The sequence below is a fragment of the Oryzomicrobium sp. genome (genome assembly GCF_021287045.1).
Lineage (GTDB): Bacteria > Pseudomonadota > Gammaproteobacteria > Burkholderiales > Rhodocyclaceae > Oryzomicrobium.
Window position 1 is genome coordinate 116,130 of record NZ_JAJTBG010000003.1, and the last position, 22,828, is coordinate 138,957.

Below are 22,828 nucleotides of genomic sequence, written 5' to 3' on the forward strand. Positions count from 1 at the left end.
AGGCGTAACGGGGGGTGTCGGTCTCGTCGACCGCACCTGCCTGGGGCCTGGTCCTGCCGGCCTCCCCGCCTCGCCGCATCAGCCCTTTGCGGCGCAGGCGGAAAATGGTTTGGCACGTCCCGGTACCTGCGGCACTCATCGGGCCGGCCGCCCCCGCCCTTCACGCCGCTCCGGGACGGGGGCAGAATGGCGCCCCGCCGTTCGCCGACGCCCTCACCCCCTACTTCCCGCGTAATCATGGTGCAACAGATCACTCCCCAGCAGCTCGACGCCCTGTCAGCCCAGGCCCAGGCTTCTCCCCGCCGCCGCGCCAACCTCAACCTGCACCCCCAGCTGGACGACCCGATCCAGCGCCTGGCCATCGCCATGGAGCCGGACACCTACGTCCGCCCCCACCGCCATCCCCATACCTGGGAATTGCTCTACCCCCTGCGCGGCCGCTTCGTGGTGCTGCATTTCGACGAGGCCGGCACGGTGACGCGGCGCAGCGTGCTGGGTGAGGGCGCCCTGACCCTGGAAACGCCCGCCGGCGGCTGGCACGCGGTGCTGTCCCTGGACGTGGGCGGGGTGATCTTCGAGGTCAAGCACGGGCCCTATCAGCCTATTCTCGACGCGGACTACGCGTCCTGGTCGCCGTCGGCCGACGCCCCGGCCGATGCGGTGAACGCCACCCTGGCCTGGTACGCCACGGCCCAGGTGGGTGACACCCTGCCCCGGGACTGATCGGTCCAGAACAGGCAAAAGGAAAAAGCCCAGGAAAAAGGGGAAAAGCGGAAACAGGGCGGAAGGCCCCGCCCCTTGCGGCCCCCTTGCCGCCCTACCCCGCCGTCGCCTGGCAGACCCGGTTGCGACCCTGCTGCTTGGCAGCGTAGAGGGCCGCGTCGGCCCGGTTGATCAGGTACTGGTAGTCCGGGTGGCCGTCGAACTGGGCCACGCCAGCGCTAACGGTGACGTGCAGGGTCCGCCCGTCGCTGATGAGGAATTCGCCGGCATCGAACTTCTGCCGGATGCCCTCGGCGATGCGCAGGGCGGCATCGGCGTTCACCTCCACCAGGATCACCAGGATTTCCTCGCCGCCGTAGCGGAAGACGAAATCGCCGCTGCGCACGGCGTTGAGCACCAGGGCGGAGGCCTGTTGCAGCACCGCGTCCCCGGCGTCGTGGCCGTAGCCGTCGTTGATGTTCTTGAAGTGGTCGATGTCCAGCAGCAGCAGGGCGAACCCCTGGCTCTCCCCCCGGTACAGGGCGATTTCCCGGCTCAGCACCGAGGGCAGGAAGCGCCGGTTGAGCAGCCGGGTCAGGGCGTCCCGGCCGTTTTCCACCTCCAGGTAGCGCTCGAACAGGGATGAGAGCAGAAACTTCAGGCTGTCCAGTTCGCCGTAGAACTCCCCCACCAGGGCGTTAAGCTGAGGCGCCGCCGGATCGGCCACCCGCAGCTGGGGCAGCAGGGCGCTGTCGACCCGCTCCACGATGTCCTGGATCTGGCCCAGTTCCTCCGAGCCCTCGAACATCATGCGCGCCTTGTGGTTGAGCCACAGGCCGAACTCGGAATGGGCCAGGTTGGGCAGCACCGCCCGGCTGCTCGGCCGGTGCAGCATGAACAGCACCTCTTGCCCCCATTCGAGCAGCACCGAGCGCTGCCGCTCCCGCTCCACCGACATGTTCTGGCCCAGGGAGAACAGCCGGTAGGCCTCGTCGGCCCTGGCGCTGCGCTCCGAGTTGCGCACGAAGGCGGCGCTCATCAGTTCCAGCGCCAGATCCATCACCTGCCCCACGTAAGGCAGGGCGCGCAGGTGGTCCTGGGGCGACAGGTTCCGCTCCGCCAGGCGGGAATAAATGGCGGCCTTGAGCACCCGGGCACCCCGGGCCACCAGGTAGATGGGCAGACGGATGCGGGCATGGACCTCGCCAACGTGGCGCTGGTGGGCCACCACGGCGGCAGCCTGGGCCTCGTCGCGCAGCTCCTGGGCGAAGACCTCTTCCAGCCAGCGGGTCATGGAACCGCGCAGGCGCTCGTTGACGATGGTGTGGTCGAGAAAATGGGCCGCATCGCGGTCGGCCATCATGGCCCCGTAGAAATGGGCCGCCAGCTCCGGCCCGTGCTCGCGCACCACCGCCGCCACGGCCTGACGGCAGGCATCCGGGGTACGGGCCGCGATGTCCAGCCATTCCGCCTCGGGGGTCGCCGGGCGGGAAGGGACGGACGGCAAGGGAGAGAGGATGGCGGGTGACGGGTTCATTGCGGACTCGAATACGAAGAGGGGACGGATCCCCGTGGGATTTGCCGGGGCGGGCAACGCCAAACCGCCTCCGCGCGAACGGTGGCCGGTGGCCGTGTTGCCCGGAATACCGGCGGCCCTTGCCGGCGACGGCCCCCAAGGGCGCGCCCGGCCGCGTGCATCAAGGGGTTGCGCTCGCCAGCCCCCGTACCGGCATGGAAAAACTGAACTGGATTCTATCGCTTTCACCCCCGTGCTCAAGCCAGACCGAGCCGTCGTGGATTTCCGCGATCTGCCGGACCAGATGCAGGCCCAGCCCTGCTCCGGGGCGGTGCTGCGACAGGCGTCCCCGGAAATATTTCAGGAAAAGCCGCGGCACCTCCTCCGCAGGAATGGGCGAGCCGCCGTTACAGATTTCGACCCGCACCCCGCCATCGGCACCCGCCGTTGCGCGCAGCGAAACCGTCTCGTCCTGGGGAGCATGCCGGTCCGCATTGGCCAGCAGGTTGCGCAGCGCCACCTTCACCAGGCCGGGATCGCAGAAGAAGCCTTCCGGCACCCCCTGCCAATCGGCCTCGATCCTGCCTTCCGGCCACTCCTGCACCAGCTCGCCGAGCAGTTCCGGCAGGTTGCACGGCCGCGGGGAGAAGACGGGCATGTCCATGTCCATGCGGTCGCTCGCCAGGCAGTTATCCACCAAGTCCGACATCCGCCGGACCGTGCTGCGCAGGTTCTGGCAGCGGCCCACCACCTCGTCCCAGGGCGCCCCTGGATTAAGCGCGATCTGCTGTGCAGTCACGTTGATGATGGCCAGCGGAGTGCGGAATTCATGGGACACCATGGCGACGAAACTGCGCTGCTCTTCCTTGATGCGCCGTTCGGTCTCCAGCGCCGTCCGCAGCTCGTTTTCCAGTAACTTGCGCCGCTCGATTTCGTGCTCCAGGTCGGCCGTGCGCACGGCCACTTCTTCCTCAAGGCCCTCGTTCAGCTTGCGCACCGCCCGCATGGCCCGCTCCTGGGCCTCGGCCGCCTGCCGGCGCAGCAGGTCGTAGCGCGCATGCAGCCGCATGCTCATGGCCAGGATGTGGATCAGGGTTCCCAGGGATGCCGCATTGACGGTCCATACGTTGGAGGGAAAAACGGACAGGTTGCGCAGGAAGCTGATGCCGATCCCGGCATAGTAGATGCCGAAGGCAAAGAGGAAGAACCGCGCCGGGCGATGGCCGCGCAGCAATAAATAAACGCTGAGCCCCGTCATCAGCACGACCAGCAGCAACGACAGCAGCTGTGCCGGGACGACCCCCTCGGCGTAGCCCACCTTGAGGACGAGCCCCATGAACAGGAGGCCGAGCAAGGTCACCGTGCCGATGAATGCCGTGGAAAAGCGCGGCCAGACCGAGGCCAGCTCAAGTTGCAGAACGGCGAACTTGGTCCCCACGATGAGGGCGAGGCAGATGCTGCACGCCAGCACCGGGTCGGAAATGCTCCCCGGTATCCGGAAGATCCATTGGGGAATCCCCGCCGTCAGCATCTGGATGGTGATGGCTAGCGCGACGTAGAGCAGGTACCAGCCGCTCTGGGCCTCCTTCGTCATGCGCCAGAAGAAAATGTGCAGGACGATCAGCAGCAGGTAGCAGCCGAAGTAGAGCCCGTAATACAGCATTTCCCGGCGGGAAAAGCTGTCGAACGCATCGCGCTGCCAGACATCGACCGCGCTGGAAATTGCGTTGCGCGAGGTGATCCGGATCAGCAGCGTCACCGCCTCCCCCGCTGGCAGGATCAGCGGAAACGCGGCGTTGCGGGCATCGAGGGGCCATGCGGCCCGGTCCAGGTTCTCACCGGCCCGGGAACGCTCCCATCCGCCGCCGGGCGCCTGGCGGAAAAGCTCCACGTCGTCGACCAGGGCATTGCCGAGGTTGAGCACCCACTCGGCGGGGGCCGACTTGTCCCGCACCACTAACAGCTTCAGCCATAGGGTATCGGGCGTATAGCCCACGCCGAGTTCGCCGGGCAGCGGCTGCCAGGGTGCCTCGGCCAGAACCCGGCCGGGATCTGTCTCCCCCGATCCATCCTGAAAAAGCGACAATGCGCCGGTTCCGGAGACGTTGGGCGTATCGGCGGCAAGAAGCAACGGACGCTGGGCCTGGGCCCCGAGGGGCATGAACAACCATAGCGCCAGCACAAGCATGTAGACACGTCTCATAGCTCGTTAGAATAGCACCCCATCCCTCCCCGCCCCGGGGCAACGCCCGAGTACAAGGCCGGCCTCAAACGCCTGGCAAAACACGCACATGACCGGCCACCTCATCCTGCTCGAAGACGAAGACATCCTGCGGCACGAGCTTGCCACCTTTCTCGGTCAGGCCGGCTGGACGGTGGAGGCCGTCGCCGACCTGAGCGCCTTCCGGGCGTGCTACGACGCGGCCCGCCACCGCATCGCCGTCATCGACCTGGGCCTGCCCGACGGCGATGGCATGGACCTGATCCGGGAGCTGCGCGACGGCGGCAGCCCCCTGGGCATCGTCGTCCTCACGGCACGCAGCGCCATCCCGGACCGGGTGGCCGGCCTGGCCGACGGCGCCGACCACTACCTGCCCAAGACGTCCGACCTGGATGAAATCGCCGCCATCCTCTCGGCCCTCGACCGCCGGCTTGCAGGCATCCAGCCCAACGCCCCGGCCTGGTTGCTGGAACTGGCGTCCCGGCGCCTAACCCCACCCGGCCACCAGCCCATCCACCTGTCCCATCAGGACTGCATCGTGCTGCACGCGGTGATGGCGCGGCAGGGCGACACCATCAGCCGGCAGGACATCGTTGCCGCCCTGGGGGAGGATTTCCTCAATTACGACCAGCGCCGCCTGGATACCCAGATGCGCCGCCTGCGCCGTAAAGTCGAGGACGCCGCCGGCATTGCCCTGCCCCTCAATACCGTGCGCAACGTCGGCTACTGTTTCTTCGCCGCCGTGGCGATCCGGACTTGATGCAAAGACAGCCGTCGCCGCTATCCATGTCTCTGCGGACGCCAAGTCAAACGCACTCCCGCATCGGCTCGGGCATGGCAAGCACATGAGACGTTTCGGCCTGCTCCTTCTGCTCGCGCTCGCCGCGTGCAGCACCATCCCCTCCGGCGCGGAGCGCCAAGAGGCTTACGACCGGCTCGCCCAAGCCCGCGGCTGGCGGCTGGAGCGCATCGCCACGGCCGGATTCGAATTGGTCGCCTGGCGGCCCGGCCGTTACCCCGATCCCGAAAGCCGTCGGCTCACCGTCTACCTGGAAGGCGATGGCCTGGCCTGGCTGACGCCGACGCAACCGTCCCCCGACCCGACGCCGAGGAATCCGCTGGTCCTCGCCATGGCACTGGCGCAACCCGAGGGCAATGCGGCCTATCTGGCCCGCCCGTGCCAGTTCGTCGATGCCGAGGCAACGGGCTGCGCCGCCGCCTACTGGACCGGCAAGCGTTTCGCGGAGGAAGTGGTGGCCGCAACCAACGACGCCCTGGATGTTCTCAAGCGGCAGTCCGGCGCCCGGACGCTCACCCTGGTGGGCTATTCCGGCGGCGGCGCCGTCGCCGCCCTGGTCGCCGCCCGACGCCAGGACGTGGACCGGCTGGTCACGGTCGCCGGCAACCTGGACCACCAGGCCTGGACGACCCACCACCGCGTGACGCCGCTGACCGGGTCCCTCAACCCGGCCGACGCCGCCGCTGCCCTGCGCCACGTGCGGCAATGGCACTTCGTCGGCGCCCGGGACGAGATCATGCCGCCGGCCATCGCCGCCGCTTATGCGGACCGCTACGACCGCTACCCGCCCGTGGAACGCCCCGAGGTGCGCGTCGAACCCGGCTTCGACCACCACTGCTGCTGGGCCGAGGCGTGGCCCCGGCTGTGGCGCAGCCTGGACGCACCCCGCCCCTGATTGGCGCAGAATGGCCGTTGCCACGCCCCGTTCCCGCCCCACCGCCATGCAGCTTTTCTACACCGACGTGTTCGTGTTGCCCCTGCCCGAGGGGCACCGCTTTCCCATGAGCAAGTACGCCCCGCTGCGCCAGGCGGCGCTCGATTCCGGCGCCTTCGCCCCGGGCGATTTTCACCTGCCACCGCCGGCCAGCGACGCCCAGCTGGCCCTGGCTCACTGCCCGGACTACGTGGCCCGGGTGGCGGCGGGGGAGCTGACCCCGGCGGAGATGAAACAGATCGGCTTTCCCTGGTCGGCGGAAATGGTGGAACGCTCGCGCCGTTCCGCCGGCGCCACCCTGGCGGCGGCCCGCTCGGCCCTGGCCGGGGGAAAGGTGGCGGCCAACCTGGCCGGCGGCACCCACCACGCCCACCGCGACCGGGGCGAAGGCTTCTGCGTGTTCAACGACGCGGCGGTGACGGTGCGCGTCCTGGCAGCGGAAGGCGCGGTGCGCCGGGTGGCGGTGATCGACGCCGACGTGCACCAGGGCAACGGCACCGCCACCATCCTGGCCGGCGATCCCCACGCCTTCACCTTCTCGATCCACGGCGCCCGCAACTTTCCCTTCGACAAAGCCGTGAGCGACCTGGACATCGAGCTGCCCGACGGCACCGGCGACGACGCCTACCTGGCCGCTCTGGAACAGGGCCTGGCCGCCACCTTCGCCGCCGGCCCCTACGACCTGGCCATCTACCTGGCCGGCGCCGATCCCTACGCGGGGGACCGCCTCGGTCGCCTGTCCTTGACCATGGACGGCCTGGCCGCCCGGGACCGGCGGGTACTGGACGCCTGTCGCGCCCACGGCGTGCCGGTGGCCATCGCCATGGCCGGTGGCTACGCCCGGGACATCGCCGACACGGTGACCATCCACGCCCGCACCCTGTTCACGGCGCGGGAATACGCAGCCCGGGCCTGACGCCCTTCCCTCAGGCCCCGGAGGATGCCGGCATGGCCGGCGCGGCCCCGTCCATCAGCGCCAGGATGTCGGCGAACAGCTCGCGCCATTCCCGCTGGCTGATCTTCATGAAGCCGAAGTAGCGCAGCATGAACGCCCCCTCGCAGGCGATGAAGGCCAGGCGAATGCGGCGCCCCTCGGGGCTGTCCGTGTCGATGCCATCGAGGCGCTGCTTGTACCAGGCCTGGACGCCCTTCAGGTGGTTGGGCGAATTGAGCAAGGCCGCCATCATCCCCGCCGCCCGGTCGCCCTCCGCCTTGTCGGTGCGCCGGGTGCCCTCCACGTGGGCCCGGGCCAGGGCCTCGGGCGTCGGCTCCGGGCCGGCCAGCCGGGCCACCAGGGCCTCGAACTCACCGCCCCAGCGCTCGTACATGGCCGTGATGAGGCGGTCCTTGGTGCCGAAGCTCGATTGCACCCCGCCCTTCGAAATGCCAGCGGCCTTGGCCACCGCATCGAAAGTCAGGGCAGCGATGCCCTTGGTGCGGACGATCAGCTCCGCCGCGTCGAGCACACTGTTCCGGTCCACTGCCTGGTAACGCGCCATCCCTCCTCCCATGCAAAATCGGTTACATAAATACGGTTGTATTTATAATCGTACTCTCTGCACAATGCCGCGGTGCTGAAATCGCCGGACTCGTCCCCGACGATTCCCGCCTTGCCCTGCGCCGGGCAAGGCCCCTCCGCCAGTGCCGACGCAGCCATGCCGGACGAATCGCCATGGATCGAATCCACCGATCCGCAGCCACCGTCCCCCCCGCTTCACAGGCCGGCATGGGCTTGAGCCAACTCCGGCCATTGTCCCACGAGGGCCGGTTTTCCCCTTTCGGCCCAGGCAGGCGGCAGCGCAACCACCGGCGCCAACGACAACCACCGATCACGACCGCCCCGCCCATCCACGGCGCCGGGCCGTCGCCCCCCGCTCATGACGACCCGCTCCTGCTCCTGCCGTTCCTCTCCTGCCGCCCTGGCGCTCGCCGCGGCCCTCCCCCTGCTCGCCGCCTGCGGCAAGGAGCCCCCCGCCGCGCCGCCCCCCGCGCCGGAAGCGGTGGTGATCGTCGCCACGCCCCGGCCCGAGTCCCTGACCACCCAGTTGCCCGGCCGGCTGGAAGCCTTCCGCAGCGCCGAGGTGCGCGCCCGGGTGGCAGGCATCGTCATCGAGCGGCGCTACCAGGAAGGCCAGGACGTACGCGAGGGCGAGGTGCTCTTCCGCATCGATCCCAAGCCCCTTCAGGCGACCCTGGACGCCGCCCGGGGCGCCCTGGCCCGGGCCGAGGCCGAGCACGCCGCCGCCTCCGACCAGTTGGCCCGCTACAAGGACCTGGTGGCGGAACGGGCGATCAGCGAGCGGGACCATATCGAAGCCGTGGCGGCCGAATCCCGCAGCCGGGCCGACGTGGCCTCGGCCCGGGCCGAACTGCGCCGCGCCGAGCTCAACCTGGGCTACGCCAGCGTCACCGCCCCCATCGCCGGCCGGGCCCGTCGCGCCCTGGTGACCGAGGGTGCCCTGGTGGGCCAGGACGCGCCGACGCCCCTGACCCGCATCGAGCAGATCGATCCGATCTACGTCAATTTCTCCCGACCCGCCAGCGAGGTGTTCGCCCTGCAACGGGATATCCAGGCCGGCCGCATCGCCGGGCCGGACAAGTCCGGCGCCCTGCCGGTGCGCCTGGTGCTACCCGACGGACGGCCCTACGGCCACGAGGGCAAGCTGCTCTTTGCCGACCTGGCGGTGGACCCGGGCACCGACAGCATCGCCATGCGCGCCCTCTTCCCCAACCCGGAACGGCAACTGTTGCCCGGCGCCTACGTGGAGGTGCACTTAAGCAGCGCGGTCGATCCCGGCGTGGTACGCATCCCCCGGGAAGCCCTGCTGCGCGGCGCCACCGGCGCCAGCGTGCGCACGGTGGACACCCAGGGCAAGGTGGCCGACGTCCCGGTGCGGGCCGAGCGCATGGACGGCCGCGACTGGCTGGTGACCGAGGGCCTGCGCGGCGGCGAACGGGTGATCGTGCAGAACGCCGCCCAGTTCGCCCCGGGCAGCCAGGCCGCCGCCCGCCCCCTGGGGGCCAAGGACACGCCGTCCCCGGCCGCCTCCACCGCGGAGGCGCGCTGAATGGCCCATTTCTTCATCGACCGGCCGGTCTTCGCCTGGGTCATTGCCCTCCTCATCTCCCTGGCCGGGGTGCTGGCGATCCGGGGCCTGCCCGTGGCCCAGTACCCCAACATCGCCCCGCCGGTGGTCAGCGTCTCGGCCACCTACCCGGGGGCCTCGGCCAAGGTGGTGGAAGAAGCCGTCACCACCCTGATCGAGCGCGAAATGAACGGCGCCCCGGGGCTGATGTACACCTCCACCACCAGCAGCAGCGGCGGCGCCTACATCAACCTGACTTTCCGCCAGGGAGTTAGCCCGGACCTGGCGGCGGTGGAAGTGCAGAACCGCCTCAAGTCGGTGGAGCCGCGCCTGCCCGAAACGGTGCGCCGCTACGGCATCCAGGTGGAGCGGGCGGCAGACAACATCCAGATGGTGGTCAGCCTTTCCTCCAACCGCCCCGACATCGACGAGGTGGACCTGGGCGAGCTGTCCTCGGCCAAGATCCTGCAAGTGCTGCGCCGGGTGCCCGGGGTAGGCCAGGTGGCCTTCTGGGGCGCAGAAAAGGCCATGCGCATCTGGCCCGACCCGGAGCGCCTGACCGCCCTGGACCTGACCGCCTCCGACATCGCCGCCAAGATCCGCAGCTACAACGCCCGGGTCACCGTCGGCGACCTGGGGGCGAACAACGTCCCGGCCTCGGCGCCGATCAATGCCAGCCTGGTATCCGACAGCCAGCTCACCACCCCCGAGGCCTTCGGCGCCATTCCCCTGCGGGTGCGGGCCGACGGTTCCGCCGTATTGCTGCGCGACGTGGCCCGGGTCGAGCTGGGGGCCAGCGACTACGCCTTCTCGTCCCGGGTCAACGGCCGCCCGGCCACCGCCCTGGGCATCAAGCTCGCCGCCGGCTCCAACGCCGTGGCGGTGGCCGGCGAGATCCGCCGCATCATGGACGAGCAGGCCAAACTGCTGCCGCCGGGGGTCGAATACCAGATTCCCTACGAGACCTCGTCCTTCGTCGAGATCTCGATCCGCAAGGTAGTCACCACACTGCTCGAAGCGGTGGCCCTGGTGTTCGCCGTGATGTACCTGTTCATGCAGAGCGTGCGCGCCACCCTGATCCCCACCCTGGTGGTGCCGGTGGCCCTGCTCGGCACCTTCGCCGTGCTGTTCGGCCTGGGCTACTCGATCAACGTGCTGACCATGTTCGGCATGGTGCTGGCCATCGGCATCCTGGTGGACGACGCCATCGTGGTGGTGGAGAACACCGAGCGGATCATGGTCGAGGAAGGGCTGCCCCCCTACCGGGCCACGGTCAAGGCCATGGGCCAGATCAGCGGCGCCATCGTCGGCATCACCGTGGTGCTGGTGTCCGTGTTCGTGCCCATGGCCTTCTTCCCCGGCGCCGTGGGCAACATCTACCGCCAGTTCGCCGTGACCCTGGCGGTGTCGATCGGCTTCTCGGCCTTCCTCGCCCTGTCGCTGACCCCGGCCCTGTGCGCCACCCTGCTCAAGCCCGTGGATGCGGAACACCAGGAGAAGCGCGGCTTCTTCGGCTGGTTCAACCGCAGCTTCCGCCACGGCACCGAGCGCTACGGCCGCGCCGTGGGCGGCATCCTGCGCCGTCCGGCGCGGGGCATGGCGGCCTATGCCGCCATCGTCGCCGCCGTGGCCTTGGCCTTCTGGCAGCTGCCCACCGCCTTCCTGCCCGACGAGGACCAGGGCAACTTCATGGTGATGCTGGCCGAGCCCCAGGGCGCCACCCTGTACGAGGCCATGAACGCCCTGGGCGAAGTCGAAACCTACCTGCTGGAAAAGGAACCGGTGAAGTACGCCTTCGCTCTGGGCGGCTTCAACAACTTCGGCTCCGGCCCGGGCGGCGGCATGGTCTTCGTCACCCTCAAGGACTGGAGCGAGCGCGGCGGCAAGGAATCCCAGGTCCAGGCCATCGTCGACCGCATCAACGCCCACTTCGCCGGCCGCCCCGACCGGCTGGTGCTGGCCATGAACAGCCCGGCCCTGCCGGAACTAGGCTCGTCCGGCGGCTTCGACCTGCGCCTGCAGGACCGCAACGGCGTCGGCCGGGACACCATGGTCGAGGCGCGCAATGCCCTGATCAAGGCCGCCGCCGGCGATCCGGCCCTGAGCAACGTCATCTACGCCGGCCAGGTGGACATCCCCCAGGTGGCCATCGACATCGACCGCAAGAAGATGGAAACCATGGGCATCAGCCTGGACGAGGTGAACGCCACCCTGGCCACCATGTTCGGCTCGGACTACGTGGGCGACTTCATGCACGGCTCCCAGGTGCGCAAGGTGATCGTCCAGGCCGACGGCCGCTACCGTGTTTCCCCGGACGACCTCAACCGGCTGCGGGTGCGCAACTCCGCCGGCGAGCTGGTGCCCCTGTCCACCTTCATCCGCTTCGCCTGGCGGGTGGGGCCGCCCCAGTTGACCCGCTACAACGGCTACCCGTCGTTCACCATCAACGGCAATGCCGCGCCGGGCCACAGCAGCGGCGAGGCCATGGCGCGCATGGCCGCCCTGGTGGGTGAATTGCCTGCCGGCGTCGGCTTCGAATGGACCGGCCAGTCCTACGAGGAAGTGCAGTCCGGCAAGCAGGCGCCGCTGCTCTTCGCCCTCTCCATCCTGGTGGTGTTCCTCGCCTTGGCCGCTCTCTACGAGAGCTGGGCGATCCCGGCCGCGGTGATGCTGGTGGTACCCCTGGGGGTGATCGGCGCCCTGCTCGCCGTGATGCTGCGCGACATGCCCAACGACATCTACTTCAAGGTCGGCCTGATCGCCACGGTGGGCCTCTCGGCCAAGAACGCCATCCTCATCGTCGAAGTGGCCAAGGACCTCTACCGGGACGGCATGGGCCTGTTCGAAGCGTCCCTGAAAGCGGCCAGGCTGCGCCTGCGCCCCATCGTCATGACCTCCCTGGCCTTCGGCTTCGGCGTCGTCCCGCTGGCTCTGGCCACGGGGGCCGCCTCCGGCGCCCAGACGGCCATCGGCACGGCGGTGCTGGGCGGCATCGTCACCGCCACCGTGCTGGCGGTGTTCCTGGTGCCCCTGTTCTTCTACCTGATCAACCTGCTCATCGCCCGGCGGCAGGGCCAGCGCGCCGCCCCCGCCCAGCCGGCCACCGAGACCGAATCATGATGCGCCCACCTTTTCCCCGCCGGAGTCCGGCCGCCGTTCTGGCGGCCGCCCTGCTCGCCAGCGCCTGCACCCTGGCCCCGGTGTACGAGCGCCCGGCCGCCCCGATCCCCACCGCCTATCCGGCGGACGCCCCCGCTGTCAGCACTGCTGCCGGCACGGCTGACAATGGGGCCCGGGCGCCGGAAGACTGGAGCCAGGCCTTCCTCGACCCGCGCCTGCGCCAACTAGTAGTCAAGGCCCTGGAACGCAACCGGGATCTGCGCCTGGCCGCCCTGCGCATCGAGGAGGCCCGCGCCCTCTACGCCATTCAGGCCAGCGCCAGCCTGCCGTCCATCGACGCCAGCGGCAGCCTGACCCGAGGCCGGGCGCCCCTGCCCTCTGCCCAGGGCGGCGGTAGCGCCTTCGGCCAGGAATACCGGGCCGCCGTCGGGGTAAGCGCCTTCGAACTCGACTTCTTCGGCCGGGTGCGCAGCCTCAACCAGGCAATGCTGGCCGAATACCTGGCCACCGAGGAAGCCCGCCGCGCCGCCCAGGTGGCCCTGGTGGCCGAAGTGGCCACGGTCTACGCCGGCCACCTGGCCCTGGCGGAGCAGGCCGACCTGGCCGGTCAGGCCCTGGAATCCCGGGAGGCGGCCCTGAAGATCGCCCGCGCCCGCCACGCCCGGGGGCTGGCCAGCGCCATCGAACTGAGCAGCGCCGAGACCCAGGCGGAAACCGCCCGGGCCGCCCTGGCCGAGCGGGAGCGGCTGCGCCGCCAGGCCCTGCACGCCTTGCAACTGCTGGTGGGCGACTTCGACGAACGGCTGGCGCCCCAGGCCCGCCTCGACGACCTGAAACTGCTGCCCCTGGCCGCCGGCCTGCCCGCCGACCTGCTCGAACGCCGTCCCGACATCCGCCAGGCCGAACAGCGCCTGCGTGGGGCCAACGCCAACATCGGCGCCGCCCGGGCCGCCTTCTTCCCCAGCGTCCAGCTCACCGGCGAGGCCGGCACCGCCAGCCCTGGTTTCGCCGGCCTGTTCGACGCCGGCACCCGGCTGTGGTCCTTCGCCCCCCGCATCACCCTGCCGATCTTCGCCGGCGGCCGCAACAAGGCCAGCCTGGACCTGGCCGAGGTGCGCAAGGACATGGCCGTGGTGGCCTACGAGCAGGCCATCCAGACCGCCTTCCGTGAGGTGGCCGACGCCCTGGCCGCCCGGGAGCAATTGGCGGTGCAATGGCAGGCCCAGCGCCGGATCGCCGCCGGCGAGCGGGAACGCCTGCGCCTGGCCCAGCGCCGCCACGAGAAGGGCGTGGCCGGCTACCTGGAAGTCCTGGACGCCCAGCGCAGCCAGTTCGAATCCGAGCAGGCCCTGGTAGACGTGCGGCGCCTGGTCGTCGCCAACGACGTGACCCTGTTCCGCGCCCTGGGGGGCGGATGGTCCACAGCGGAGCGGTGATTCCCCGGCCGCCACCGAAACCTGGCCCCAGCCCCAACCCCAGTGCCCGGCGCCATGTCGGCGGCAACGCCCCCATCCCCAGCCGGGCGCTCCCGGCTTAGAATCGGGGCATGGCATCCCCCTCCTCCCGCCTCCTGCTCGCTTCCAGCGCCCTGCGCCGGCTGGAAGCCGCCCACGCCGGCCAGCCCTTGATGGTCCGGGCCGGTGAGGCTGCCGCCCGCTGGGCCGAGAACCTGCGCATCGACGACGCCCGGCCGGTGCTGGTGCTGGCCGGCCCCGGCAACAACGGGGGCGACGCCTTCGTCTGCGCCACCCGTCTCAAGCAGGCGGACATCGAAGTGACGCTCGTCTCCCGGGCCGATCCCGCCCGGCTGTCCCCCGACGCCTCAGCCGCCCGCCAGGGCTGGCTGGATGCGGGCGGCGCCATCACCAACGACATTCCCGCCAATACCCCCGACACTGCCGGCCCGGCCTGGGGCCTGATCGTGGATGGCCTGTTCGGCATCGGCCTGGCCCGGGACCTGGGCGCCCCTTACGCCTGCTGGAGCGCCGAAGCACGGCGCCTGGCGGAGCGGGATCGGTGCCCGGTGCTGGCCCTGGACGTGCCCTCCGGGCTGGATGCCGATACCGGCCGGGCCTGGGGCGGGGCGCTGCGGGCCACCCACACCCTCACCTTCCTGGCCGACAAGCCCGGGCTGCACACCGCCGACGGGCCGGACCTGGGCGGCGAGGTGCGGGTGGCGGACCTGGGCGTGGCCCCTACCGGCGACGCCCTTGCCCCGGCAAGCGCACACGATCTGCCCCCGGGCCGCCTGCTGGCCCCTGCCGACTTCGCCCCCTGGCTCCTCCCCCGGGACAAGAACAGCCACAAGGGCCGCCACGGCAACGCCGGCATCCTGGGGGGCGCCCCGGGCATGGTCGGGGCGGCACTGCTGGCCGGCCGGGCCGCCTTGTTCCTCGGCGCCGGACGGACCCTGGTGGGCATCGTCGATCCCCAGGGCCCGGCCCTGGACCCGGCCCATCCGGAACTCATGCTGCGCCGGGGCGCGGCCCTGCTCGGCGAACCCCTCTCGGCCCTGGCCGTGGGGCCGGGGCTGGGGCAGAGCGACGATGCCCGGGTCGCCCTGGCGGCCGCCCTGGCCCTGCCCATGCCCCTGGTGCTCGACGCCGACGCCCTCAACCTGATCGCCCAGGATGGTGACCTGGCCCGCCGGACCACGACCCGGGCCGGCGCCACCACCACCATCATCACCCCCCATCCAGCCGAGGCGGCCCGTTTACTTGCCACCACCACCGCCGCCGTCCAGGCCGACCGCATTGCCGCCGCCCGAGACCTGGCAGCCCGCTTCAACGCCCATGTGGCGCTGAAGGGCTGCGGCACGGTGCTGGCCCATCCGCCCGGCAGCGCCACCGCAGACCCGGACGGCCTACCCACCGCTTGGGCGATCAACCCGAGCGGCAACCCGGGCATGTCCACCGCCGGCATGGGCGACCTGCTCACCGGTATCGTCACCGCCCTGCTCGCCCAAGGCTGGCCCCCGGGGCCGGCCGTGGAAGCGGCGGTGCACCTGCACGGCGCCGCCGCCGACGCCCTGGTGGCCGCCGGCACTGGCCCGGTGGGCCTGACCGCCGGCGAGACCATCCCCGCCGCCCGGGCCCTGCTCAACCGCTGGATCGCCCGCCGGGGCCGCCCGGAAGGGTGACCCGGCGCCCGCTCACGCCACGACAAACAACAACGATATCCATGCCCCCAACCCACAATCCCCTGCGCGGCATCGCCCTGATGGTCTGCGCCACCCTCTGTTTCGCCCTTCTCGACGTCACCTCCAAGACCCTGGCCAAGACCTTCGAGGTGCCCCTGCTGGTCTGGATTCGCTACCTGGTGCACTGCCTGTTCATGGTGGCGGTGCTCGGCCCGCGCATGGGCCGGGGCCTGGTGGCCACCACCCGGCCGGCCCGCCAGATCGTCCGCGCCGTGCTGCTGGTGGGCGTCACCGGCTTCGCCATGGCCGCCTTTCGGGTGATGCCCCTGGCCGAAACCACCGCCATCATCTTCATCACCCCGCTGCTGGTGGCCCTCTTGGCCGGCCCCTGGCTCAAGGAGAAGATGACGCCCCGGCGCTGGGCCATCGTCGCCGCCGGATTCGTCGGCGTCCTGCTGATCGCCCGCCCCGGGCCGGCGGTCAACGCCGAGGGCATCGGCTGGGCCCTGGCCTGCGCCGCCTGCTACGCGGTGTACCAGATCCTCACCCGCCAGCTCTCGCCCACCGAGAACACCCTGACCATGCTCTTTTACACCGCCCTGGCCGGCACGGTGACCATGACCCTGGCCCTGCCCCTGTTCTGGGGCGGCCCCCTGCCCACCCCGGGCCAGGCCGGGCTGATGGCGACCATGGGCATGTGGGGCGGCACCGGCCATCTGCTGCTCATCTCGGCCTTCCGCCACGCCCCGGCCACCACCCTGTCGCCCTTCCTCTACGTGCAGCTGTTCTGGGCCACCGCCCTGGGGGCCATCGTGTTCGGGCACCTGCCGGATTCCCTGGCCTTCACCGGCATGGCCGTCATCGTCGCCAGCGGCGTCGCCCTGGGGCTGGCGGAACGCCGCCCGGCCCGGGCATGAGCCGCCGCGCCATGGGGCCGCGCCGCATCGCCCCCCGCCAGGCCCTGGCGACCGCCCGGGGCATGGCCTTGTGTTTGGCGCTGGGCCTGCCGCTTTACCTGGCTCCGGCCGGCCCGGCCATCGCCGCCCCGGCCTACCGCCTGACCCTGGAAGGCAGCGCCGAGGACCGGGCTAGCGCCGACGCGGTGCTGCGCCCCCTCCTCGACAAGTATTTCGACCCGGAACTGCCGGCGGACGCCGCCCCGGCCGAGCGCCGCGAGCTGCTGCTGCGCGAGGCGCGCCGCCGTCTGCCCGGCCTGCTCGCCACCGAAGGTTATTTCTCGCCCCGCCTGGGGGGCGCCCAAACCGCGGACGACGACGGCGCCCCGGCCCTGGTGCTCGACCCCGGCCCTCGTACCCAAGTCGCCGAAGTGAGCATCGATTTCGACGGCGCCGACCTGCCTCCCGAACGCCAGACCGCCCTGCGCGCCGCCTGGAAGCTGCCGGCGGGCCGCCCCTTCCGCAGCGCCGATTGGGAATCGGCCAAGGCCGCCCTGCTCACCGCCTTCACCACCGAGGACTACGCCGGGGCCCAGTTGCGCGACAGCCGGGCCGAGGTGGACCCGGACACCGCCACGGCACGCCTCGCCGTGACCCTGGCCCCGGGGGCGCGCTACGTCCTCGGCCCCCTGCAAATCGACGGCCTGGAGCGCTACGACGAAGCACTGATCGCCCGCTACAACCGCACCGTGCATCCGGGCCAGCCCTACCGGGAGGCGGACCTGATCGCCTTGCAGACCGCCCTCCAGTCCACCCCCTACTTCTCCTCGGCCAACGTGGAGCTGGTCAACGCCGAGGCCGTCACTGGCGCGGACGGCACCGTCACCGCCCCGGTGCGCCTGACGGTGCGGGAACGGGCCGCCCACCGCATCAGCACCGGCGCCGGCTACAGCTCCAACACCGGCGCCCGGGTGGAACTGGGCTACCGCAGTGCCGACCTGTTCTCCCGGGCCTGGGAACTGTCCTCCGGCGTGCGCCTGGAAGAAAAGCGCCAGACCGCCTACGCCGACGTCTTCCTGCCGCCCCACGACAACGGCGCCCGGGACAGCGTGGGCGGTGTCTACGACGCCTCCGACATCCAGGGCATGAAGCTCACCCGGGACGCCCTGGGGGTGGTGCGCACCCAGCTGCGCGGCTCCATCGAGATGCGCCTGTCCCTCAACTACCAGATCGAGCAGCGCAAGATCGAAGGGGAGCCCACCACCGAGCTCCACGCCCTGACCCCCAACGTCCAGTACACCTGGCGCACCGTGGACAACCTGCTCGACCCCCGCTCCGGCCTGGTGGCCCAGGCCCAGGCGGGGGGCGCCGCCAAGGGGGTGCTGGCCGACCAGAATTTCCTGCGCCTGCAAGGCCGGACCACGGTCTACTTCCCGGTAGGCCGGCGCGACGTGCTCTCCCTGCGCGGCGAGCTGGGGGCCACCCTGGCCCCGTCCCGGGACGGCATTCCCCAGGACTACCTGTTCCGCACCGGCGGCACCGGCTCGGTGCGCGGCTACACCTACCAGAGCCTGGGGGTGAAGGAAGGCAACGCCGTGGTGGGCGGCCGCTACCTGGCCGTGGTGTCGGGGGAATACACCCACTGGATCGACGACAGCCCCTGGGGCGTCGCCGCCTTCGTGGACGCCGGCAATGCCAGCGACGAGCCGGCCAAGTGGAGCAGCCTGGCGGTGGGCTACGGCCTGGGCGCCCGCTGGAAGAGCCCCGCCGGCCCCCTGGCGGTGGACCTGGCCTACGGCGAGCGCACCAAGGAAATCCAGCTGCACTTCTCCGTTGCCATTCCCTTCTGAGGCCCCTTCTGAGGCCGACCGTTTCTTGCCGACCCACCACGCGCAACGTCCCATGACCGAATCCGCTGCTCCCGCTGCTCCCACCACTCCGCCATCCTCCCCCACGCCGCCGCGCCGCTGGCGCCGGATGGCCCTGGCCATGGCTGCCGCCCTGGCCGGCCTGGGCGGCACCGCGGTCTGGCTGGTGGGCAGCGAAAGCGGGCTGCGCGCCGCCCTGGCCCTGGCCGAAACGGCCAGCGGCGGCATGATCCGGGCCGAGGGCATCCAAGGGCGGCTGTGGGACGAGCTGTCCATCGCCCGGCTCGACATCGACGCCGGCCCGGCCGGCCCGCGCATCCGCATCGACGACGCGGCCCTGGCCTGGACCCCGGCGGCCCTGCTGTCGGGCCGACTGGACGTCGCCCGCCTGGCGGCGGCCCGGGTCCAGATCGCCAGCGCCCCGAGCGACGAACCCGCCACCCCGCCCGCCGACCTGCGCTTGCCCCTGGCGGTGCACATCGGCGACGCCCGGGTCGATCAGCTGATCCTGCGCACTCTGCCGGCGCCCCAGGGGGCCGCTGACGGCCAGCCCGCGAACAGTGCGGTCCCGGACCTCGACACCTTGCCCGAAACCCTGCGCCTGTCCGCCCTGGCGGCCCGGCTGGAGAGCGACGGCCGCCATCACCGCCTGGACGGCCTCGCCGCCACCTGGGAAAAGATCCGCCTCAGCGGCGAGGCCCGCCTCGACGGCGCCGCCCTGGATGGAGCGGAAGCGGTGCTCGCCTCGCTTCGGGCCAGCGGCAGCGCCGAGGGCCGGGACTTCCAGGTGGAGGCCCAGGCCAAGGGCCCCCTCGCCGCCCTCCAGATCAACGCCCAAGCCAGCGCCGCCGCGCTAGCGGCTGCCCAAGCCGTACCGGACATCAGTCAAACGAATGGGCAGACGGCCAAGTCCGGCCACGGCCAGGCCATGGCCACCACCCGCACCGCCAAACCCGCCACCGCGCCCCTGCGCGGCACCCTCGCCGCCACCCTGGCGCCCTTCGCCCCCTGGCCCGTCCCCGCGGCCCAGGCCCGCATCGCCGGCCTGGACCCGGCCGCCTGGGCCACCGGCGCCCCCCAGGCCAGCCTGGACCTGGAATTGCGGGTGAGCAGCGAAGCCGGTGAAGGCGGCGCCCCCCACGCCCGGCTCGACGTCGCCAACGCCCGCCCCGGCCCCCTGGACCAGGACCGCCTGCCCCTGGCCGGCCTGACCCTGACGGTACGTCCCGAGGCTGCTCAGGCCACCTCGGCCACCCCGACCACCAAATCCGCCGGCACCGCCCCGGCCAAGCCCTCCGACCGGGCCGCCGCCAGCCCCCTGCCGCCCCTGGCCCTGAGCCTGGACGCCCGCCTGGCCGATGGCGGCACGGAGAAAGGAATGAAAGGAACGGCGGGCACGCTCCACGGCCAGGGCACCCTGCGGGACGGCACCCTGGTCGCCACCCTGGCCCTGGCCGGAGTCGATGCCCACGCCCTGCACCGCGGCGCCCAGGCCACCCGGGTGGACGGCACCCTGGCCGTGACGGCGGATGCCGCCCGGCAGCGCCTCAAGGCCGCCCTGGAAAACCGTCTCGCCCCCCGGGTGACCCTGGACGCCGACCTGACCCGGGAAGGCCAGCGCCTCACCCTGCACCAGGCCCGCCTGGGCGAAGCCGGAGCGAAGGAGGCCCTGCTGGAGGCCAGCGGCAGCCTTGATCTGGGCGCTGCCAACACTACAAGCGCCGCCGCCTTCACGGTGGACGGCCGCACCCGGGGCTTGGACCTGTCCCGCTTCGCCAAGGCGCCGCCGACCCGTCTTTCCGCCACCCTCAAGGCCAGCGGCCAGCTCGGCAGCGGCCCGGCCCTGCCCCGGGTGGATCTCGCCTACCACCTCGCCGACAGCCGCATCAACGGCCAGCCCGCCGCCGGCGAAGGCCACTTGTCCCTGGCCGGCGCCCGCCTCATGGATGCCGACCTGGGCCTGGACCTGGGGGGCAACAACCTGGCCGCCAAGGGCCGCTTCGGCGCCCCCGGCGACCGCCTCGCCTTCACCCTGGCCGCCCCCCACCTCGACCCGGTGCTGGGCGCCCTGGGCTTGAGCGGCAGCCTCACCGCCCAAGGCGAACTGACCGGCACCCTGGCCGACCCGGGCGGCCGCCTCGCCCTGGCCACGCCGCGCCTCGGCCTGCCCGGCGGAATCGCGGTGAACGGCCTGGACGCCCGCCTGGCCCTGGGCCCCGGTCCGGATGGCGAAGCCAGCGCCCGGGTCCAGTTGAAGCGCCTGACCCAGGGCAGCGCCGCCCTGGCCCGGGACGCGGACCTCCAGGTGGCCGGCTCCAAGCGCCGCCAGGATTGGACCTTGCGCGCCACCCTGGCCGAAGATCAAGGACTGGCGCGGACTTTAGCCCTGTCCGCCAGCGGCGGCCTGGCCGCGCCGGACAAGAATGGCGCAGGCCGGCAGAACCAGGACGGCCCGCGCTGGGTCGGCCGCCTCACCGCCCTGGAGCTGGGCGGCGACGTCCCCCTGCGCCTCGCCCAGCACGCCAGCCTGGACCTCTCGGCCCAGCGGGTGCTGCTGGCCGACGCCCGCATCCAGGGCGGTGGCCGTGATGGCACTGGCAACGACGCCGGCAAGGATTCCCCCTGGCGCCTGGCCATCGACATCCTGGACTGGCAGGCCGCCTCCGCTGCCGGCAATGGACGGGGCAACGGCCGTGCCACCCCGCCCCGCCTCGTCACCCGGGGCGAACTGCGCGGCCTGCCGGTGCGCCTCTTCCTGCCCGAGGCCGGACGGGCTTCCACCCTCACCCTGGGCGGCCGCTGGTCCCTGGACCTGGGGGAGAACGCCAACGGCGAGGCGAGCCTGGGCCGGGAACAGGGGGACCTGCTGTTCGGCGAACGGGGCGCTCAATCCCAATCCCTGGGCCTCACCGCCCTGGCGCTCAACGTCCGCCTCGACCAGGGCCGCGCCCGCCTGACCCTGGACGCCCGGGGCGCCCGCCTGGGCACCCTGGCCGGCGACGTCCGCGCCCAACTGCTGCGCGGCCCGGATGTGGCGGGCCAGCCCGGTCTAGCCGGCTGGACCCTGGCCCGCCAGGCTCCACTGGCCGGCGACGTCCGGCTGGAGATGCCCGACCTGGCCTGGCTCGGCCCCGTCGCCTACCCGGGCCTGACCACCGGCGGCACCCTTGGCGCCCGGCTGCAACTGGCCGGCAGCGCCGCCGCCCCCCTGCTCACCGGCGAGGCCCGGGGCGACAAGCTGGGCCTGCGCCTAGCCGACCTGGGCCTCAATCTGGCCAACGGCACCCTGGACGCCCGGCTGGCCGAGGGCCACCTGCGCCTGACCCGGCTGCATTTCGATTCCCTACCCGGCGAGACGCCCCGGGAGGTGCGCCTCAAGGAACTGTTCGACGGCCGCCCCGGGGCGGTGGACGTGAGCGGCGACCTGGACCTCAAGGCCGGCGCCTCGTCGGTGGCCTGGTCCCTGGACCGCTTCACCCCGCTGCAACGGCGCAACCGCTGGCTGATGGCCTCGGGCCGGGGCCAGGTGCGGGTGGCCGACAACCGGCTGGAGGTGGCCGGCGAGATCAAGGCCGACGGCGCCTTCCTCGGCCTGCCCGACCTGGGGGCGCCGAGCCTGCCCGACGACGTGGTGATCAAGGGCAAGGAGGCCCCGCCGGACGCCCGCCTGCGCCTCACCCATCTCGACCTGGGGCTGAACCTGGGGCCGCGCTTCTTCTTCAAGGGCGCCGGGCTGGAAAGCCGGCTGGCCGGGGAACTGCGCCTCACCACCCGGGACGACGGCGCCCTGCGCGCCAACGGCACCATCCGCACCGCCGACGGCATCTTCGATGCCTACGGCACCCGGCTGGCCATCGAGCGCGGCATCGTCAGCTTCCAGGGCCCGCCGGCCCGGCCCAGCCTCAACATCCGCGCCCTGCGCCGGGGCCTGCCGGTGGAGGCCGGGGTGGACGTGACCGGCACGGTGGACCGGCCCCTGGTCAAGCTGGTGTCGGTGCCGGAAGTGCCGGAAGCCGAAAAGCTCTCCTGGATGGTCCTGGGCAAGGGGCCGGGAGAGGCCGGCGGGGCCGACCCGGGCCTGCTGCTGTCCGCCGCCTCGGCCCTGTTCGGCAGCGAGGACAGCACCACCAAGCGCATCCAGGAAGCCTTCGGCATCGACGAAATCTCCTTCCGCGACGGCACCCTGGACGGCAGCGGCGGCCCCACCGCCACCAGTCGGGTGGCCGGCGGCCAGGGCTTTTCCGGCAGCGGTACCGGTTCCAGCACCAGCGGCAGCCAGGTGCTCACCGTCGGCAAGCGCATTTCCGCCAACGCCACCCTGGCCTACGAGCAATCCATGTCGTCGGTGGCCGCCCAGGCCGGCAGTGTGATCCGCCTGACGGTTGAGCTGACCCGGCGCCTCTCGGTGGTGGCCCGGGCCGGCACCGACAACGCCCTTGACCTGCAGTACACCTTCAGCTTCGGCCGCAGCGGCAAGGCCCAGGCCCGCCAGGATGCCCGCGCCGCCCGGGAGGCCGGCGCCACTCCGGCCCCCGCCACGCCTTGAG

General features: G+C 71.7%; 14 protein-coding genes. 11 read left to right on the forward strand and 3 right to left on the reverse strand.

The window, feature by feature from the left end:
* Positions 1-237: 237 nt before the first annotated feature.
* Entirely contained in the window at positions 238-723 is a 486-nt protein-coding gene (locus LWW89_RS04130; RefSeq protein WP_293261513.1) for a WbuC family cupin fold metalloprotein, read from the forward strand.
* 94 nt (positions 724-817) lie between these two features.
* Here LWW89_RS04130 and LWW89_RS04135 read toward each other — a convergent pair whose 3' ends face one another.
* Together LWW89_RS04135 and LWW89_RS04140 are read right to left on the reverse strand one after the other, a co-directional pair.
* On the reverse strand, positions 818-2,239 hold the full coding sequence (locus tag LWW89_RS04135; protein ID WP_293261516.1) for a diguanylate cyclase: 1,422 nt from the start codon (positions 2,237-2,239) through the stop codon (positions 818-820).
* A gap of 160 nt (positions 2,240-2,399) precedes the next feature.
* Positions 2,400-4,406 (reverse strand): sensor histidine kinase, encoded by a 2,007-nt coding sequence (locus LWW89_RS04140; protein WP_293261519.1) that lies wholly within the window; start codon positions 4,404-4,406, stop codon positions 2,400-2,402.
* Between the two features lie 103 nt (positions 4,407-4,509).
* Here LWW89_RS04140 and LWW89_RS04145 point away from each other — a divergent pair, with 103 nt between their 5' ends.
* The 3 genes from LWW89_RS04145 to LWW89_RS04155 all read left to right on the forward strand — a co-directional run bounded on the left by LWW89_RS04145 (position 4,510) and on the right by LWW89_RS04155 (position 7,088).
* Positions 4,510-5,199 carry a response regulator transcription factor gene (locus tag LWW89_RS04145; protein ID WP_293261522.1) on the forward strand — a complete coding sequence of 230 codons (690 nt, stop codon included), beginning with the start codon at positions 4,510-4,512 and terminating at the stop codon, positions 5,197-5,199.
* An 85-nt stretch (positions 5,200-5,284) separates the two neighbouring features.
* Positions 5,285-6,133: an alpha/beta hydrolase gene (locus LWW89_RS04150; protein WP_293261525.1), complete on the forward strand. Its 849-nt coding sequence runs from the start codon at positions 5,285-5,287 to the stop codon at positions 6,131-6,133.
* A 46-nt stretch (positions 6,134-6,179) separates the two neighbouring features.
* A complete protein-coding gene (locus tag LWW89_RS04155) occupies positions 6,180-7,088 on the forward strand; it encodes a histone deacetylase (protein WP_293262169.1) in 909 nt (302 codons plus the stop codon).
* A gap of 10 nt (positions 7,089-7,098) precedes the next feature.
* Here LWW89_RS04155 and LWW89_RS04160 read toward each other — a convergent pair whose 3' ends face one another.
* Positions 7,099-7,671: a TetR/AcrR family transcriptional regulator gene (locus LWW89_RS04160; protein WP_293261528.1), complete on the reverse strand. Its 573-nt coding sequence runs from the start codon at positions 7,669-7,671 to the stop codon at positions 7,099-7,101.
* 378 nt (positions 7,672-8,049) lie between these two features.
* Between LWW89_RS04160 and LWW89_RS04165 the strand changes: the two genes are divergently transcribed.
* The 7 genes from LWW89_RS04165 to LWW89_RS04195 all read left to right on the forward strand — a co-directional run bounded on the left by LWW89_RS04165 (position 8,050) and on the right by LWW89_RS04195 (position 22,827).
* Positions 8,050-9,240 (forward strand): MexX/AxyX family multidrug efflux RND transporter periplasmic adaptor subunit, encoded by a 1,191-nt coding sequence (locus LWW89_RS04165; RefSeq protein WP_293261531.1) that lies wholly within the window; start codon positions 8,050-8,052, stop codon positions 9,238-9,240.
* The gene (locus LWW89_RS04170; protein ID WP_293261534.1) at positions 9,241-12,378 is read left to right on the forward strand and encodes a multidrug efflux RND transporter permease subunit; all 3,138 of its coding nucleotides are present in this window, start codon (positions 9,241-9,243) and stop codon (positions 12,376-12,378) included.
* On the forward strand, positions 12,375-13,814 hold the full coding sequence (locus tag LWW89_RS04175; protein ID WP_293261537.1) for an efflux transporter outer membrane subunit: 1,440 nt from the start codon (positions 12,375-12,377) through the stop codon (positions 13,812-13,814). The genes LWW89_RS04170 and LWW89_RS04175 overlap by 4 nt, the downstream gene beginning before the upstream one ends.
* 110 nt (positions 13,815-13,924) lie before the next feature.
* Positions 13,925-15,517 (forward strand): NAD(P)H-hydrate dehydratase, encoded by a 1,593-nt coding sequence (locus tag LWW89_RS04180; protein WP_293261540.1) that lies wholly within the window; start codon positions 13,925-13,927, stop codon positions 15,515-15,517.
* Between the two features lie 41 nt (positions 15,518-15,558).
* Complete coding sequence (locus LWW89_RS04185) at positions 15,559-16,434, forward strand: DMT family transporter (protein WP_293261543.1); 876 nt, start codon at positions 15,559-15,561, stop codon at positions 16,432-16,434.
* Positions 16,431-18,263 carry an autotransporter assembly complex family protein gene (locus tag LWW89_RS04190; protein WP_293261546.1) on the forward strand — a complete coding sequence of 611 codons (1,833 nt, stop codon included), beginning with the start codon at positions 16,431-16,433 and terminating at the stop codon, positions 18,261-18,263. Before LWW89_RS04185 ends, LWW89_RS04190 begins: the two co-directional genes overlap by 4 nt.
* A 52-nt stretch (positions 18,264-18,315) precedes the next feature.
* Positions 18,316-22,827: a translocation/assembly module TamB domain-containing protein gene (locus LWW89_RS04195; protein ID WP_293261549.1), complete on the forward strand. Its 4,512-nt coding sequence runs from the start codon at positions 18,316-18,318 to the stop codon at positions 22,825-22,827.
* Position 22,828 lies beyond the last annotated feature (1 nt).